A 13,955-nucleotide genomic window follows, 5' to 3' on the forward strand; every position below is an offset into this window, starting at 1 on the left:
CTAATCAAAGCAAATGACCAATGATCTCCCTGTCTTGAACCGCCTCAAGCAAACCCTTGGCAAAATAATTGTCGGTCAATCGACCCTAGTCGAACAGTTACTCGTAGCATTGCTTAGTGGTGGACATGTCATTATTGAGGGGGTACCAGGAACCGGTAAAACCTTGCTTGTCAAAGTTCTAGCAAGGCTAATCCAAGCCGAATTCCGGCGAATTCAGTTAACCCCAGATATTCTACCATCGGATATTTTAGGAACCAATATCTTTGACCTGAATACCCGCAACTTTACCCTCAAAAAAGGACCAGTCTTTACTGAGATTTTGCTTGCTGATGAAATTAACCGCACCCCACCCAAAACCCAAGCAGCGCTGCTAGAGGCAATGGAAGAGCAGCAAGTCACTTTGGACGGAGAAACCTTGCCTCTATCTGAATTGTTTTGGGTAATTGCTACCCAAAACTCTCTAGAATTTGAAGGCACCTATCCCCTACCAGAAGCTCAGTTAGACCGATTTTTATTCAAGCTGGTAGTGGATTACCCAGACGCGGCGGCAGAAAAGCAAATGTTGCTCAATACTCAGAAAGGATTTCGTGGACGCCGTTTGGATTTAGAACGTCTGAAACCTCTAGCAACTGTAGAACAAATTTTTAGTGCTCGTCAAGAGGTTAAAGCTGTCCAAGTAGACGAGAAGGTGCTGGATTATTTGCTAGCCTTAGTTCAACAAACTAGGCTAAATCAGGATTTAGCCTTGGGAGCCTCCCCAAGAGCTGCTGTAGCTTGGTTACAAACCAGTAAAGCCCAAGCTGTGTTATCAGGACGGGATTATGTGACACCGGATGATGTAAAAGCGATCGCACTCCCTCTACTCCGTCACCGTCTGATTCTGAAACCAGAGGTGCAGTTAGATGGGTTACAGATCGATGGCGTAATTGCTTCATTACTCAAGCAAGTTCCAGTGCCTAGGTGAGTGGGTCAGCACTCAGCACTCGAAAAAAATTATGATTCCCTCAAAACGAACCTATTTACTGTTAATACTAGGTATTGCGATCGCATTATTACTCGCTACTGTTTTTAATCAACAAATCAGTCTAATTAGTACTCTTGTCTTTGATGGCATTGTCCTTGGTTTAGCCTTATGGGATGGAAAACGGGTCAAACCTAACCGAGTCAAGGTAACCCGCACGCCTTTACAACGCTTATCCATTGGGCGAGATAATCTGATTGTGCTGTCCGTGGAATCTAGAAATCAGGTTGCTCGAATTCTGATTAAGGACTACTATCCATTAGAGTTTGCTGTTTCCACCCCAACCATAACTGCTACCCTTGACCGGAATAGTAACAAGGAACTAAGCTATACGGTTCACCCAGCTAAACGAGGTCAGTTTCACTGGGGAGATATTCACGTGCGCCAGTTGAGTCCTTGGGGCTTGGTGTGGGATGATTGGAAAACCCCAGGGAGTCAGAACGTAGCAGTTTATCCAGACTTAGTCACGTTGCGATCGCTTTCTATTCGCCTGACCCTGGAAAATACTGGTACCATGCGCCGTTCCCGAAGCTTGGGTGCTGGCACAGAATTTGCTGAACTGCGAGACTATGGCATTGGTGATGACACTCGCCTGATTGATTGGAAAGCCACCGCTCGCCGCTCTCGCCCTTTAGTCAGGGTGCTGGAACCGGAAAAAGAGCAAACTTTAATTATATTACTGGACCGGGGACGGTTGATGACCGCACAGGTACTTCAACTGAAGCGGTTTGATTGGGGATTGAATAGTACTCTAGCCCTAGCATTAGCTGGGTTACATCGGGGCGATCGCGTGGGCGTCGGTGTCTTTGATCGAGACATCACGACCTGGATTCCACCAGAACGGGGTAAACATCAACTATCAAAACTCATAGAACGTCTTACTCCGATTCAGCCAGTGTTATTAGAACCAGACTATTTTGGTGCTGTTACAAAACTGGTGAATCAGCAAACTCGTCGTGCTTTAGTCGTACTAATTACAGACATCGTGGATGTTACTGCTTCCGCTGAATTGCTAGCAGCCCTAGAACGCCTCACCCCTCGCTACTTACCTTTTTGTGTCACCCTTCGAGACCCCCTTGTTGACCAATTGGCGCACACTCCCCCTAATACCGCTCAGTTAGGGAAAATTCCCAGTCAAGACCAGCTTTGGCACAGCGGATACCAGGCCCAGGGGAGAAATAGCATTAGTGTTGATCTCAACCCTGACCCGGGGCAAGCCGCTTATACCCGTGCTGTCGCTCTGGATTTAATTGCCCAGCGCCAAGTAGCCTTTGCCCGGTTGAAGCAAAAAGGAGTTCTGGTCTTGGATGCACCAGCGAATCAGATTAGTCAGCAATTGGTTGAGAGCTACTTACGAGTCAAAGCTCGGAATCTACTTTGAAGTCTCCTCGACTTTCCGGCTACTACAATATATAACCAAAAGGCTAAACAGTCCGATTCCAACCAAATACTTGAGGAATGATGGCACTAAGGGACTGGGAGAGAAAAACCCTTCAATAATACCAGCAATAATCAACATCGGCACAATCCCAAACATCAACTGAGCCGCTTGGGAGCCATAAAATTTCAATGCATCTACCCGGCGATATTGGCCTGGAAACAGAATTGCTCTAGCGATGAGTAAACCGGCTCCACCAGCAAAGAAGATAGCGGGTAATTCCAGGGAACCATGGGGAAACACAAATGCCCAGAAGGGATAAGCTAAGTTATTTTGACCCACTAAGGTGCCAATGGCACCAATCAGTATTCCGTTGAATGCCATGACATATAGGGTAAAGGCACCACAGGTAATCCCACCAGCCACTGCCCGAAAGCATACCGATAGATTGTTAATCATAATGCCACTGGAGGCTAAGGGTTTCATCCCCAAAATCGAACCCATCCACAATTCCTGGCGATCGCGTACTTGTTCAATTAACTGTTCCGGAACCACCAGGGACATAAACACTGGATCTTGCCAAGCCAACCACCAGGAAATTAAGGCTCCGAGGAGAAACACTGCTGTTGCGATCGCAATATAACTCCAGGTCTGTTGCACTATAGCAGGGAAACCCCAGCGACAAAACTCCCCTAAGCCTTGCCAGTCTTGACGGCGAGAACCTTGATAAATCTGGTTATAGCCCCGAGAGGTGAGTCGTTGTAAATCCTTGACCAGGGTATTGCCTAGTTGGTTAGTTCTAGCACGGGCTAAATCCGCTGAGACGGAGCGATACAAACTAGCGAGTTCCTTGATTTGGAATGCTGGCAAGGACTTGATTCCTCGTTTCTCCACTTGTTGCAGGAGAGTATCCAACTGTTTCCAATTTGCTTCCCGCCGCCCAATCCAACGTTTAATATTCATAAAGTTTTCCGTGTAATTTTCGTAAACCTCGCTTAAGATAGCGTTAAAACTTGTCTTGCCATCAATAGCCCCATCGACCCATGTCTTATGAGCCTAGTCCCAGCCAATCTTTAGGACCACTCAGTATTGGTAATGTTGTTAATGTCGGTTTGCGGATCTACCGCGATCATTTTAAGTTATATTATCGTCTAGCTTTTATGGGTTATCTATGGCTATTAGTTCCCATATATGGCTGGGCTAAGTTTTGTGCCATGTTTGGGCTAATTTCACGTCTAGCGTTTAAGGAAATTATTGAACGTCCAGAAACAGTGAATGAGGCTCGCCGCCATGTAAATCCTCGGATGTGGAGGTTTTTCAGAGCAGGTATCCTTGTATCCTTGATAACTTTTCTAGTATCCTTGATAACTCTTGGAGCAGCAATCCTAGTAGTATTTATCATTTCTTTTGTTATTGGTATCTTGTTCGGAGTCCTTGGTTTAATTTCCGGCAATAGCAGTACTCTTTTAGATAATCTCAATACTCTCCCTGAGAATAGTATTGCTATGACTATCATAGGACTTCTGGTTGTGATTATTGTGATGCTTGTTTTTTTCTTTGGATTGAGCTGGGTTATATCTCGCTTGTTAATTTATGAAATACCGCTGGCTATAGAAGAAAATTCTATCGGTGCCAGGGCAGCAATTGGTCGCAGCTGGAAATTAACTCAGGGATTTATATTACGTATTCAAGGGATAGTAGTTGTTGGCTTTTTAATATCACTACCAATTTCGATTGCTGTACAGATAGCTACATTCAGCATACAAACTATTTTATCTCTTTTATTTCCTCAAGAATCAGCAATTTTTGCCTGGCTGTATTTAGTCCTAGTTTTTGGGTTGAGCTTTGCTAGTGGTGCGTTGTTAGTTCCCTTCTGGCAAGCCATTAAATCAGTGATATACTACGATCTATGTAGTCGTAAAGAAGGCATAGATTTGCAGCTATGGGGAAGCTAACCTCAACACCGACTAATTTTTTTAATCGAATCACTATACAAACCCCAGAAAGTGTTGAATTAGAATTAACCTTAGCAGGGATTGGCAGTCGAGCTTATGCCTTGCTAATTGATTATATTGTCTTAGGATTAATTTTATTAGTATTTCTAATTGCTTGGGGCTTTTTATCTTCCCAACTGCTGGACTTATTAGACTATTTTTTTGGTATTAATGATTTAAGGCTATGGCTAGTAGCCATTTATCTATTTATTACTTTCTCGATTTACGTCGGTTATTTCATTTTGTTTGAAACCCTATGGCAGGGACAAACACCGGGTAAGCGCTATGGCAAAATTCGTGTTATTCGTGATGATGCTAGACCAGTGAGACTACAGCAAGCTACCCTACGTGCTTTGCTCAGACCTATTGATGATTTATGGTTTCTGGGAGTATTTTTAATTATCTTTACCAAGCGAGAAAAACGGTTGGGAGATTGGTTAGCAGGAACCCTGGTAGTCCAAGAAGAGCAGCCTATTGCTTCTGCTAGCTTCAAGGTCTCCGATCAGGCTCAAGCCTTAGCCAATCAGCTCCAAACCGAGGCAGATTTGTCCCCCTTGCAGCCAGAAGACTTTGCTATGATTCGAGAGTATTTGCAGCGGCGCGAGGCAATGACATTTCAGGCAAAAGCTAAGTTAAGCGGACAAATCGCTGATCAGGTCAAAGACATGATTCCCTTGGAAAAGGTACCCTCAGGTGTCACAGATAACTTGTTTCTGGAGGCTGTGTACCTTGCCTATCAGCAGTTATCATCCCGGGATTACTGAGCCAGGCACCCTTGATCCAGCTTGAGCCATTGGTTGCTTATCTGGAAACAAAATACTCTATCTACTAAACAGTGAAGACGGATGACTCCCTAAAATCCGTTTTTTTACCAGATTTTAGGCTTGTAAGGCTAAATTAATGTCGCTACTATTGTACTTGAATACTTATACTAGCTTCTCATCCGGCTTTTGCCGTTAGTTGCTCATGGACATTCAGCTGATTAATATTGGTTTTGGTAACATTGTTTCAGCAAACCGAGTTGTAGCAATTGTTTCTCCAGAGTCTGCTCCTATCAAGCGGATCATTACTGAGGCAAAAGAGCGTGGATATCTCATTGATGCAACCTACGGGCGTCGCACCAGAGCGGTAATTGTGACCGATTCCAGCCATGTCATCCTCTCGGCAATTCAGCCAGAAACTGTTGCCCATCGCTTCGTAATCAATAAAGATAGTCACAATGGTAACAATTAAGCTTTAAGCTTAACTAGACTCAACATGGCAGCAGGAAGACTCATTGTATTAACTGGTCCTTCTGGTGTTGGTAAAGGGACCTTGCTACGGCAGCTCCTGAAGCGACACCCACAACTTGATCTTTCGGTTTCAGCAACCACCAGGCAACCTCGTCCTGGGGAGGTGCATGGGAAACACTATTACTTTGTCAGTCGTGACCAGTTTGAAGAAATGATGATAGGGGGTGAGCTTTTAGAGTGGGCTGAGTACGCTGGTAATTACTATGGTACACCTAGTTTGCCAGTCAAGCAGCTTCTTGAGAAGGGTAAGTCTGTTATTTTAGAAATAGAATTGGTTGGGGCAAGGAAAATCAATAAAACCTTTCCCTCTGCTCTGCGTATTTTTGTACTACCCCCCAGTCTAGATGAATTAGAGCAGCGGATTCGCTTGAGGGGTAAGGATAGTGAAGAAGTAATCGCCCAACGCCTTTCTATTGCCAAAGCCGAAATTGAAGCTGCTGATGAATTTGATGTGACTATTGTTAATAAAGACTTCAAAGAAGCTCTACAAAGCTTGGAAGCAGTTATTTTTCCATCGCCAAACTAAGTAATTAAACACAAAGGTAATATTATATCTGGTAGCTTCGTTATTGATCCTGGTATCGATAACTGGTTGAGATGTGTCAGGTTATAATCCCCTGTGGGTCAGCCTCCGGAAAGTTCAACTAGTAGACATAACACGTAGTAGAGATAACAAGCTACTGGGTAATAGTTTAAACCCTGCTTAATACTAATCACGCTTTGAATAATGACAACATCTAACCAAGACACCGAAACCCCTAAGAGTACTCAAGCGCTACCTTCGCCCTGGCGCTGCCTTACGGGAGCATTGATTTCTGGAGGATTGACAAGCGCTATTTATTTTCTAACTGCCTCGATTGCTACAACCTTTGCTAATAAACCCCTCACGTCTAACTCTCAGACAGCCCTAAAAATTGCGATCGCAGTTCGGACGCTGGTAGTGGGAGTCAGTACCCTAGCCACCTTTATCTTTGGTATTACTACCCTTGGTTTGGTCGCTTTGGCAATTCAACAACTCTACCGAACGAAGTTCGGCACTCTACCGCCCAAGTGATGGTCGAGAGGTTAATAACAGTACATTTAATTTTCTTACCCCGACTCCTAACTCCCGACTCCCGACTCCCTACTCTCTAAAACCCTGGACGAGGTACTTGACCCATTGAGAACTGCTATATTAACAATTCACCATCTCCGTTTGTAAACCATCAATCTCAAACAACTCTGGGGAAAACTCTCCACAAACCGTGTAGACAATCGCACGCACTAGGGCTTCAGCCTTTAGTAGGGTTTCTTCAAATTCCAGCTGGGGATTCGATAAGGCAATCAGAGCACCACCGATACCAATCGATACTTGATTGGGAGTAATCTCAGCAGTTCGGATCACAATGTTAAGGTCTGCAGCACCGTTGAGTGCAAGAAACCCGATTGCTCCGGAATAGATTCCCCTGGCCTGAAGTTCCAATCGATCAATAATCTCCATGGTTGAGATCTTAGGAGCACCAGTCATGGAGCCTCCAGGAAATGTGGCACGGATACAGTCTCCCACCCTTACATCTGGACGCAAACGACCCCGAATTGTACTCACCAGTTGATGAACTGTGGCATAGGTTTCCACATCCATTAACTTAGGCACATGGACACTGCCAATTTCGCAAACCCTGCCCAAATCGTTCCGAAGCAAGTCTACAATCATGATGTTTTCACAACGGTTTTTTTCCTGAGTGCGTAACGATTCGCACAGCAGTCGATCTTCTTCATCGGTTTGGCCTCGTGCGGCAGTTCCTTTGATGGGTTTAGATTCTACCCAACCTGAGGGGTCAATTTTAAGGAATCGTTCTGGGGATGAACAAGCCACAGCTAGTTCGCCAAATTTTAGGAAGGCAGAGTAGGGTGCAGGATTGAGTTGGCGCAACCTTCGGTAAAATGCCAAGGGGTCAAGTTCGATATTGGCATAAATTTTGTTAGTCAAGCAAATTTCGTAGCTTTCTCCAGCTTTAATCTGATCCAGACTGTCTTGAATATCGTCCAGATATCTCTGGTAGGAACGACTCAATCGAAAGCTAACTTTTCGATTAGTATAGTCTAACTCAATAGGAGGCAGAGGAGGTAGAGTACAAAGCTGTTTTTCGATACCTTCAAACCAAGCATTTGTTTGCTCAGTTTCACCGTTTTTAGTCAGACACAACAGATAGGTTACTTGCTCTTGATGGTCAAAAGCAATAATTCGGTCGGCTAAGAGAAACATCGCATCTGGAAATGGCGATTGATGGACGAGCTTTCCTCCACATTCTGCCTTTAGTTCGTAACCAAAGTAGCCAACAAAACCACAGTTAAAGTCAAAGGGAAGTCCTTCTAAACAGTTGTATCGGCGCTCAAGTTCTCTGTGTAGATAGCAGAAGATACTTTCTCTACGATGTGTTGTTTTTCCCGAGCAGTTAATGGTGAGTTTTTGGTCAGTAATCGAGTATTGCACTAGCCGGCTGTTTGGTCCTGTAGCATCTCCCATAAAAGAAAAACGAGATAGACCAGGTTCTACGCGAGAGCTGTCTAGCCAGAATGCTGTCGGTTGTGAGCCAAATAGATGAACAAACACTCGTTCTGAATCAGGGTAGACCGTGAGCTTGCGACTATGAATAGTAAAAATCATTTGATGAAACAGCCGTGACAGCTATAGCTGCTCTACCTCCTTTAAAATATCGTTAATTTCCTGGCGCAGACTCTGTAGAGTATCCTCCAATGATTTACTCGCAGCGAGTTTATGCTCAATTTCACCCAGTCTCGGCTTCAGAGAGTCAGTGAACTGGTTGAGGCTATTTACCAATTCTTGCTGCAAACCTTGTTTTAGCTTATCGGTATAGTTATTCTGCAACTCACGCAAGGTTTCATCAAGCTGTTGGGTTGCTTTCTCACGCTGCTTAGGAACCGCATTGAAGCTAAACATGGTCAACATCAGAGCTAGTACAAAAGCTGACAGATCAAATAGTGCAGCAGTGGCTACTACATGCCCCCCAATTCCTGTTGCTGCGGCGGCAGTTCCCAAGGTCAAAAAATTGTTGAGTCCCTTTTCTGAGGCTACCTTAAGATTGTCAGAGATAGCAGTGGTATCAATTTTACCACTATTAAGTTCGGGAACCTGAAATGAGTCTTCTGAGAGGGTGGCTGCTACTTGTAAATCTTCCCTAGCTTCGCGAATAATTTGTTCTCGATATTTCAGAAGGGTTGATGCTGCTTCCTTAACAATATCCTCCATCTGTTGCTCAAGTTTTACCTCCTTGATCGCCCTAGCTACTTTTTCTTCCAGGAGATCGTCTTCTCTAATAATACGCTTTTTTAATAGGCTAATAAAGGCAAAATTATCCTGGATTAGCTTATGTAATTGTTGAATTAGATTGGTAAATAGGTCACGAATTTTTTCTCTAAAAACACCAAAAATAAGGTCATATTGCTCAATGCGCTCATTAATTCGCAACAGGGATCGGTCAAATATCGTTTTTTCGGCAATAACTTTTTCCCGTGCCTGATAGTTCTTTTTCTCTAACTGCTCTAGGTAAACTAACAGAGAGTTCTGAGGACCCTGAAGTTTTAGGCGTATTTTTTCAGCTTCTACCAGAAACTCTAGTAAGAAGTCTCGTAGGCTGTCGATGTCTTTACCAGTGCGTGTTGATACTGTAAATAAAGGTGGTACTTCTGTAAAGACATCACGAAGTCCATCTTTGACGTGTGAGATAATCTGTTCACTCTCTTGTGGGGTGATCAGATCGACTTTATTTATAATAACGATTACCTTACGTACCCAGATCTTACTGACTAAGGAGAGAAAGTCCAGCTCTGATTTAGTCAGAGGTCGTTCCACTGAAGTGACAAACAGGATGATATCAGCATGCTGTAGATAATCCTCTGTCAGTGCTTGGTGACGTTCAATGATCGAGTTTGTGCCTGGGCTATCAATAAAGACAATGCCATCAAACCCATCTGGGTAATAGGGTTGAATCGAGTTTGTGGTCGGAAGTATGCCCACAGCAGCTAGCTCGTCATTACTCAAGCGATTCAGCACACTGGATTTTCCGGCATTAAATTCTCCACAGACAAAGATCGAGAAGGGATTTTCCAGTTGCTGCTTGAGGGCATCAAGATCAGGGCAAGAGACATCGAAAAGCAGCTCTGCTTCGACAAACAATAGTTTTACACCTTTGATGGTGTTGAGGCTGCGGTTAAACAGATGCTCTTGTTGAACAGGAAGGGTGACCACGTTACTATGAGCGAAATGAGCGAACAGATCCAATTATATTACCAAGTATTAGCAAGATAAAGAAGCATAAATCCAAAGCCTACGCTAGTTAACAATAGCCTTCGTGTCACCTTAAGGTCAGTTTCTTGACTGGCGGGATAGATTACCCTCACTTCCGTGATCAGTTTAGCCGTGAGGTCACCAAGCTTGATTAACCAACCATTAACACTTAAAAGTCTGGCTTGCTAGATTAGAAAGTGACAGGCTTGACAGCCTGACTCTTATACTATCTCAGCTCTGACTGGCTTCCCAACGCTCCAAAGAACTATGAAACTCCCAAAAGATCGTATCCCTGAAGACCAAGCCCACCAAGCATTCGCCCTAGCGGCTCAACTCTATGCTCAGCACAACCAAAGCTATTCTGTAAAGGAGTTGATTGAAGCAGGTAAAGAGGCACAAATTCCCCCAGAATTTATGGAAAAAGCCCTTGCTGAGATTAAAAAGCGAACGCATTCTAAATCCGTAGTCGCCAAACATCATAGTAATGGGTCTGGTCTGATGTTGATTGGTATGGGTACAGTCTTACTTGCTCTTGCGGGTATAGGATGGTTAGCCAGTTTTGTAGATAAACCAGTCGTAGAAGCGCCGTCAAAACAGTTTAGGGTCTCTCAAGAAGAATCTACAGCAACGCTTGATAATCCAGGGTCAGGGTATGTTAACGGGAATATTAACAAGTGTACACCCCTGATCGACAAAGACCTCAGGGATGCTAACCTCAGTGGGGCAGATTGTACGAATGTGGACTTGTCAGGAGTAGATTTGACTAATGCTAACCTGACTGGTGCTAATTTCAGCCGTGCTGATTTAAGTCAGGCTAACTTCAGCAATGCCAATCTCACCGGTGCCGATTTGGCTGGAGCAGATTTAGCCAATGCTGATTTAAGCGGTGCTAACCTGACTGGTGCCAATTTAAGTAATACAGATTTAACAGGATCTAACTTGACTGGTGCCAATCTCAATGGTACCGATCTGGCCAGGGCAGACTTAGAAAGGTCTGATCTCAGGGATGCTATGACCAATGGTGCTAATTTCGATAACGCTAATTTAAATCAGGTAACTTGGCCTAACGGTAACATTAACCAGTAAAAAACTTACTTATCAGCGTTCTTTGCGTCTTCCTTGACTAGGTCAGCATCGGAGAAAGGGGACGCACTGGACGTGGGAAAATTTTTAATATGGGTAATTCAGAGATATTATTAGAATTCAAAACTGATATAGTATGATATAATAAAGAACTAGTGGCGGCATAGCCAAGTGGTAAGGCAGGGGCCTGCAAAGCCTTTATCCCCAGTTCGAATCTGGGTGCCGCCTTGTTGAAATGGATAAGCTCGGGAAAATCTCGGAGATATTGAGTAGGAGAGGGCTCCTGCTAGTCATCAACTTCCTCTGACCACAGAAGGTCAGTGTCAAGATTTGAGAAATCCTGGACTTTAGATTGAAATTGATCACAGATTGCCAAGGGATCAACCCTCCGCTCAAACAAAGGACTATCAGGAGACTGACAAAATCTACCACTGAAAAACTGACACACGGCACAGCAATCCTTTCCACTCTTAAGGCCTGCTTCAATTTCTTCTTCCTGAAGTATCATTTCCGGTTGCATGGGAGCAAGCTTGAGATTCACACCATCCCATCGCGCTTTGATAATGCCGCTGATACTCAAGGTCTGCCATCGAGGGTCTTTTTCCACCACCTCTTCGGGAACTCGCAACCAAGCATCGGTACCAAAGCTCTCTACCATCACGTCAAACTCTTGGGGTTGCTGAATCTTAGCAATCTGCTGTCGGGAAAGCTGTTCCGGTGCTACTCCTAATTCAATTTTATCTCCGACACCAGGAATATGGATATAGCATAAGGACTGATTGTCTCCAGACCGGGCTACTTGGTGTAAGGCTTCTAATTCTCCGTGAATTAAAACTAGGTGCTTGGGCTTTACCTTGTTGATTACTTGTCCGAGTCCCACCTTATCGGTATGGGCAGAGAGGTTAAACCGTTTGATTTGAGCTTTGACGGTAATTGATTTCCCATCTAGTTCAACAGTGTCCCCAGTTTTGAGACTTTGCAGGAGTCGGCCAGGGGATTCTTCATCAGTGTAGCCAGAAATAAAGATGGCAGCATTCTCTCGCTCTAGCAGTGCTGAGGCATAATAGACTGAAGGTCCACCGGTCAGCATACCAGAACTGGCCACAATTACACTGGGTTTTGCGATCGCAATCGGACGTTCCCGAGGGTGTTCGATAGAAATAATCGGGGGTGTACTGGTTTTATCAAAGAATGGCTCCTGGCCGTTAATCTTGACTAAGTTCTGAACTGGAACAGGTAACAAGTCCAGGTTTTCTCGAAATACCTCTGTGACTGCTCTGACCAATCCATCCACAAAGATGGGAACTGTTAATTTATTAAATAGCTTGGAGGTGCGGATCGCTAACAAGATTTCCTGAGCTCTACCCAAGGCAAAAGAGGGAATCAAGACATTGCCCCCAGCTTGGACTACTTCAGCAATGGATTCCATCAATGCAGTTTCTTGATTTCTTCTAGCGGGGTGGACAGAGGAACCATAGGTAGACTCAGTAATTAAAATATCGGCTTCAGGAAGCTCAGCTAAATTCAATCCGTTAGTGGTGCGACTATTGGTAGTGTGGAAGTCTCCGGTGTAGAGTAAAGACATATCCTTATAGCGCAGATAGATACAAGCCGCACCCAAGATATGCCCGGCATTGATGAACCTTACCATTAGTCCCGGTAATGCCTCAAAGTCTTTGCCTACTGGTTGAGTTTCCAATTGAAACAAGGTTTGTTCTAAATCGGCCTCATCAAATAACTCTGGAGAGTCTTCATTCAGTTGCTGTATCTTCAGTCCATCCCTGAGCATGACATGGGCAATTTCTCTGGTGCCATGAGTGGAAATCATCCGCGCATCAGGGTAGCGGCTGTGAAAGACAGGCACAGCACCAAGGTGGTCTTGATGGCTATGGGAGATCAGGAGCAGGTGAGGATTATCCAGATAGTCCAAGGCGGGCAAAGGGTCGTAGCCTTTGGGTCGAGTGCCACAGTCTAAGAGTACTTCATACGGACCAATCAGAATTTGGAAACAACTGGCACCAATGCTTCTAGCTGCTCCTAAAGGAGTAACAATTAAACGATCATAGGATTGAGAATCAACACTTAGAGATGGGATATCCGGAAACTGGTAATAATATACGTGGATATAGTTTCCCTTCAAACTCACTCGTGCTTGTTGCTGGGTTGAAGGGGAGAACGCTTCCCATTCCCATCTTGTTCGACCTCGCTGTTTAGGCAGGTCTAATTGCCAATCATTGACAGCGGTTTTCTGTTTCAACGTGGCTAAGACTCTATCAATGGTTTCCGTCGGGGGAGCAGCTAGTGTGGATTTGGAGGGATAATGGTCATCTGATAGCCTGGTCAGAGCCTGCTGTAACAAGGTTGTTTGGCTTTGTTGAAATGTTGACTCATGTTTATACTTCCTAGACTCGACCGGTTTGTGGCTGCGGTTTTTCTTCGTTGCTGGGCGGCTATTGGAATTGTGCTCTACTTGGGGTAAAGCTCGATGTAGAATCAGGGTATCTCGTTGGCGCTTAGCAACTACTTCCCACAGTTCCCCAATTTTCATGTGCTTGCTAGAGCCCAAGACACTGATCTTCAGGGTTTTATGTCCTGGTCTGGAAACTTTTAGTTGTACAAACTGTCCCCGTTTGCCTAACTGCACTACTCTGCCAGCGATTAACCATTGCTCTTCCTGGACTGTCTCAGTCATCGCTTCTAGGTAGAGAGAGCCTATTACACCATCTGAGCTAGTATTAGGGGCGACTTGCCAGGAATGGATTCCAGTAGGAATATCATCAGTGGGCAAGGTTTTGATTTTGAATCGAATGCCATCCTGACTAAGGATATAGTTTACCTGAGCTACTGACTCGATGTTTCCAGTTAAGGTGCATTGGATGGTATTGCTCATCGCTGTAGT

The 13,955-nt window shown here is 44.5% G+C and carries 12 protein-coding genes and 1 tRNA gene; 9 read left to right on the forward strand and 4 right to left on the reverse strand.

The window, feature by feature from the left end; all coding sequences use genetic code 11:
* Window positions 1-13 precede the first annotated feature (13 nt).
* Both AC4II3_RS01220 and AC4II3_RS01225 read left to right on the forward strand, forming a co-directional pair.
* Window positions 14-964 carry an AAA family ATPase gene (locus AC4II3_RS01220; RefSeq protein ID WP_488007761.1) on the forward strand — a complete coding sequence of 317 codons (951 nt, stop codon included), beginning with the start codon at window positions 14-16 and terminating at the stop codon, window positions 962-964.
* 31 nt (window positions 965-995) lie between these two features.
* A complete protein-coding gene (locus AC4II3_RS01225; RefSeq protein ID WP_488007763.1) occupies window positions 996-2,402 on the forward strand; it encodes a DUF58 domain-containing protein in 1,407 nt (468 codons plus the stop codon).
* Here the strand turns inward: AC4II3_RS01225 and AC4II3_RS01230 are convergent.
* Window positions 2,394-3,362, reverse strand: coding sequence for a stage II sporulation protein M (locus AC4II3_RS01230; protein ID WP_488007764.1), 969 nt, complete (start codon window positions 3,360-3,362; stop codon window positions 2,394-2,396). The genes AC4II3_RS01225 and AC4II3_RS01230 overlap by 9 nt on opposite strands.
* A gap of 80 nt (window positions 3,363-3,442) precedes the next feature.
* Between AC4II3_RS01230 and AC4II3_RS01235 the strand changes: the two genes are divergently transcribed.
* From AC4II3_RS01235 to AC4II3_RS01255, 5 genes are all read left to right on the forward strand, one after another.
* Window positions 3,443-4,354, forward strand: coding sequence for a DUF975 domain-containing protein (locus AC4II3_RS01235; protein WP_488029085.1), 912 nt, complete (start codon window positions 3,443-3,445; stop codon window positions 4,352-4,354).
* Window positions 4,342-5,157, forward strand: coding sequence for an RDD family protein (locus AC4II3_RS01240; RefSeq protein WP_488007768.1), 816 nt, complete (start codon window positions 4,342-4,344; stop codon window positions 5,155-5,157). Before AC4II3_RS01235 ends, AC4II3_RS01240 begins: the two co-directional genes overlap by 13 nt.
* Window positions 5,158-5,359: 202 nt before the next feature.
* Window positions 5,360-5,626 (forward strand): extracellular matrix/biofilm regulator RemA, encoded by a 267-nt coding sequence (gene remA / locus AC4II3_RS01245; RefSeq protein ID WP_293089433.1) that lies wholly within the window; start codon window positions 5,360-5,362, stop codon window positions 5,624-5,626.
* Window positions 5,627-5,650: 24 nt separating this feature from the next.
* Complete coding sequence (gmk, locus tag AC4II3_RS01250; RefSeq protein ID WP_488007770.1) at window positions 5,651-6,211, forward strand: guanylate kinase; 561 nt, start codon at window positions 5,651-5,653, stop codon at window positions 6,209-6,211.
* A gap of 201 nt (window positions 6,212-6,412) precedes the next feature.
* Entirely contained in the window at window positions 6,413-6,739 is a 327-nt protein-coding gene (locus tag AC4II3_RS01255) for a DUF3082 domain-containing protein (protein ID WP_293020670.1), read from the forward strand.
* Between the two features lie 120 nt (window positions 6,740-6,859).
* Here the strand turns inward: AC4II3_RS01255 and pabB are convergent, their stop codons facing one another.
* Both pabB and AC4II3_RS01265 read right to left on the reverse strand, forming a co-directional pair.
* Window positions 6,860-8,332, reverse strand: coding sequence for an aminodeoxychorismate synthase component I (gene pabB / locus AC4II3_RS01260; protein ID WP_488007772.1), 1,473 nt, complete (start codon window positions 8,330-8,332; stop codon window positions 6,860-6,862).
* A 21-nt stretch (window positions 8,333-8,353) separates the two neighbouring features.
* Window positions 8,354-9,967 (reverse strand): dynamin family protein, encoded by a 1,614-nt coding sequence (locus AC4II3_RS01265; RefSeq protein ID WP_490722757.1) that lies wholly within the window; start codon window positions 9,965-9,967, stop codon window positions 8,354-8,356.
* A 273-nt stretch (window positions 9,968-10,240) separates the two neighbouring features.
* Here AC4II3_RS01265 and AC4II3_RS01270 point away from each other — a divergent pair, with 273 nt between their 5' ends.
* Both AC4II3_RS01270 and AC4II3_RS01275 read left to right on the forward strand, forming a co-directional pair.
* Window positions 10,241-11,059, forward strand: coding sequence for a pentapeptide repeat-containing protein (locus tag AC4II3_RS01270; protein ID WP_488007776.1), 819 nt, complete (start codon window positions 10,241-10,243; stop codon window positions 11,057-11,059).
* A 154-nt stretch (window positions 11,060-11,213) separates the two neighbouring features.
* A tRNA-Cys gene (locus AC4II3_RS01275) sits at window positions 11,214-11,284 on the forward strand.
* Between the two features lie 58 nt (window positions 11,285-11,342).
* On the opposite strand, the gene AC4II3_RS01280 is transcribed toward AC4II3_RS01275, so the two are convergent.
* Complete coding sequence (locus AC4II3_RS01280) at window positions 11,343-13,946, reverse strand: MBL fold metallo-hydrolase (RefSeq protein WP_488007778.1); 2,604 nt, start codon at window positions 13,944-13,946, stop codon at window positions 11,343-11,345.
* Window positions 13,947-13,955 lie beyond the last annotated feature (9 nt).

The organism is Moorena sp. (assembly GCF_982860115.1).

What these genes read in the sequence shown, in the direction of transcription:
- AC4II3_RS01220 (WP_488007761.1), top strand. Translation starts at nt 14, where the DNA reads ATGACCAATGATCTCCCTGTCTTGAACCGCCTCAAGCAAACCCTTGGC.
- AC4II3_RS01240 (WP_488007768.1), top strand. Translation starts at nt 4,342, where the DNA reads ATGGGGAAGCTAACCTCAACACCGACTAATTTTTTTAATCGAATCACT.
- AC4II3_RS01225 (WP_488007763.1), top strand. Translation starts at nt 996, where the DNA reads ATGATTCCCTCAAAACGAACCTATTTACTGTTAATACTAGGTATTGCG.
- AC4II3_RS01235 (WP_488029085.1), top strand. Translation starts at nt 3,443, where the DNA reads ATGTCTTATGAGCCTAGTCCCAGCCAATCTTTAGGACCACTCAGTATT.
- AC4II3_RS01255 (WP_293020670.1), top strand. Translation starts at nt 6,413, where the DNA reads ATGACAACATCTAACCAAGACACCGAAACCCCTAAGAGTACTCAAGCG.
- remA (WP_293089433.1), top strand. Translation starts at nt 5,360, where the DNA reads ATGGACATTCAGCTGATTAATATTGGTTTTGGTAACATTGTTTCAGCA.
- pabB (WP_488007772.1), bottom strand. Translation starts at nt 8,332, where the DNA reads ATGATTTTTACTATTCATAGTCGCAAGCTCACGGTCTACCCTGATTCA.
- AC4II3_RS01270 (WP_488007776.1), top strand. Translation starts at nt 10,241, where the DNA reads ATGAAACTCCCAAAAGATCGTATCCCTGAAGACCAAGCCCACCAAGCA.
- AC4II3_RS01280 (WP_488007778.1), bottom strand. Translation starts at nt 13,946, where the DNA reads ATGAGCAATACCATCCAATGCACCTTAACTGGAAACATCGAGTCAGTA.
- AC4II3_RS01230 (WP_488007764.1), bottom strand. Translation starts at nt 3,362, where the DNA reads ATGAATATTAAACGTTGGATTGGGCGGCGGGAAGCAAATTGGAAACAG.
- gmk (WP_488007770.1), top strand. Translation starts at nt 5,651, where the DNA reads ATGGCAGCAGGAAGACTCATTGTATTAACTGGTCCTTCTGGTGTTGGT.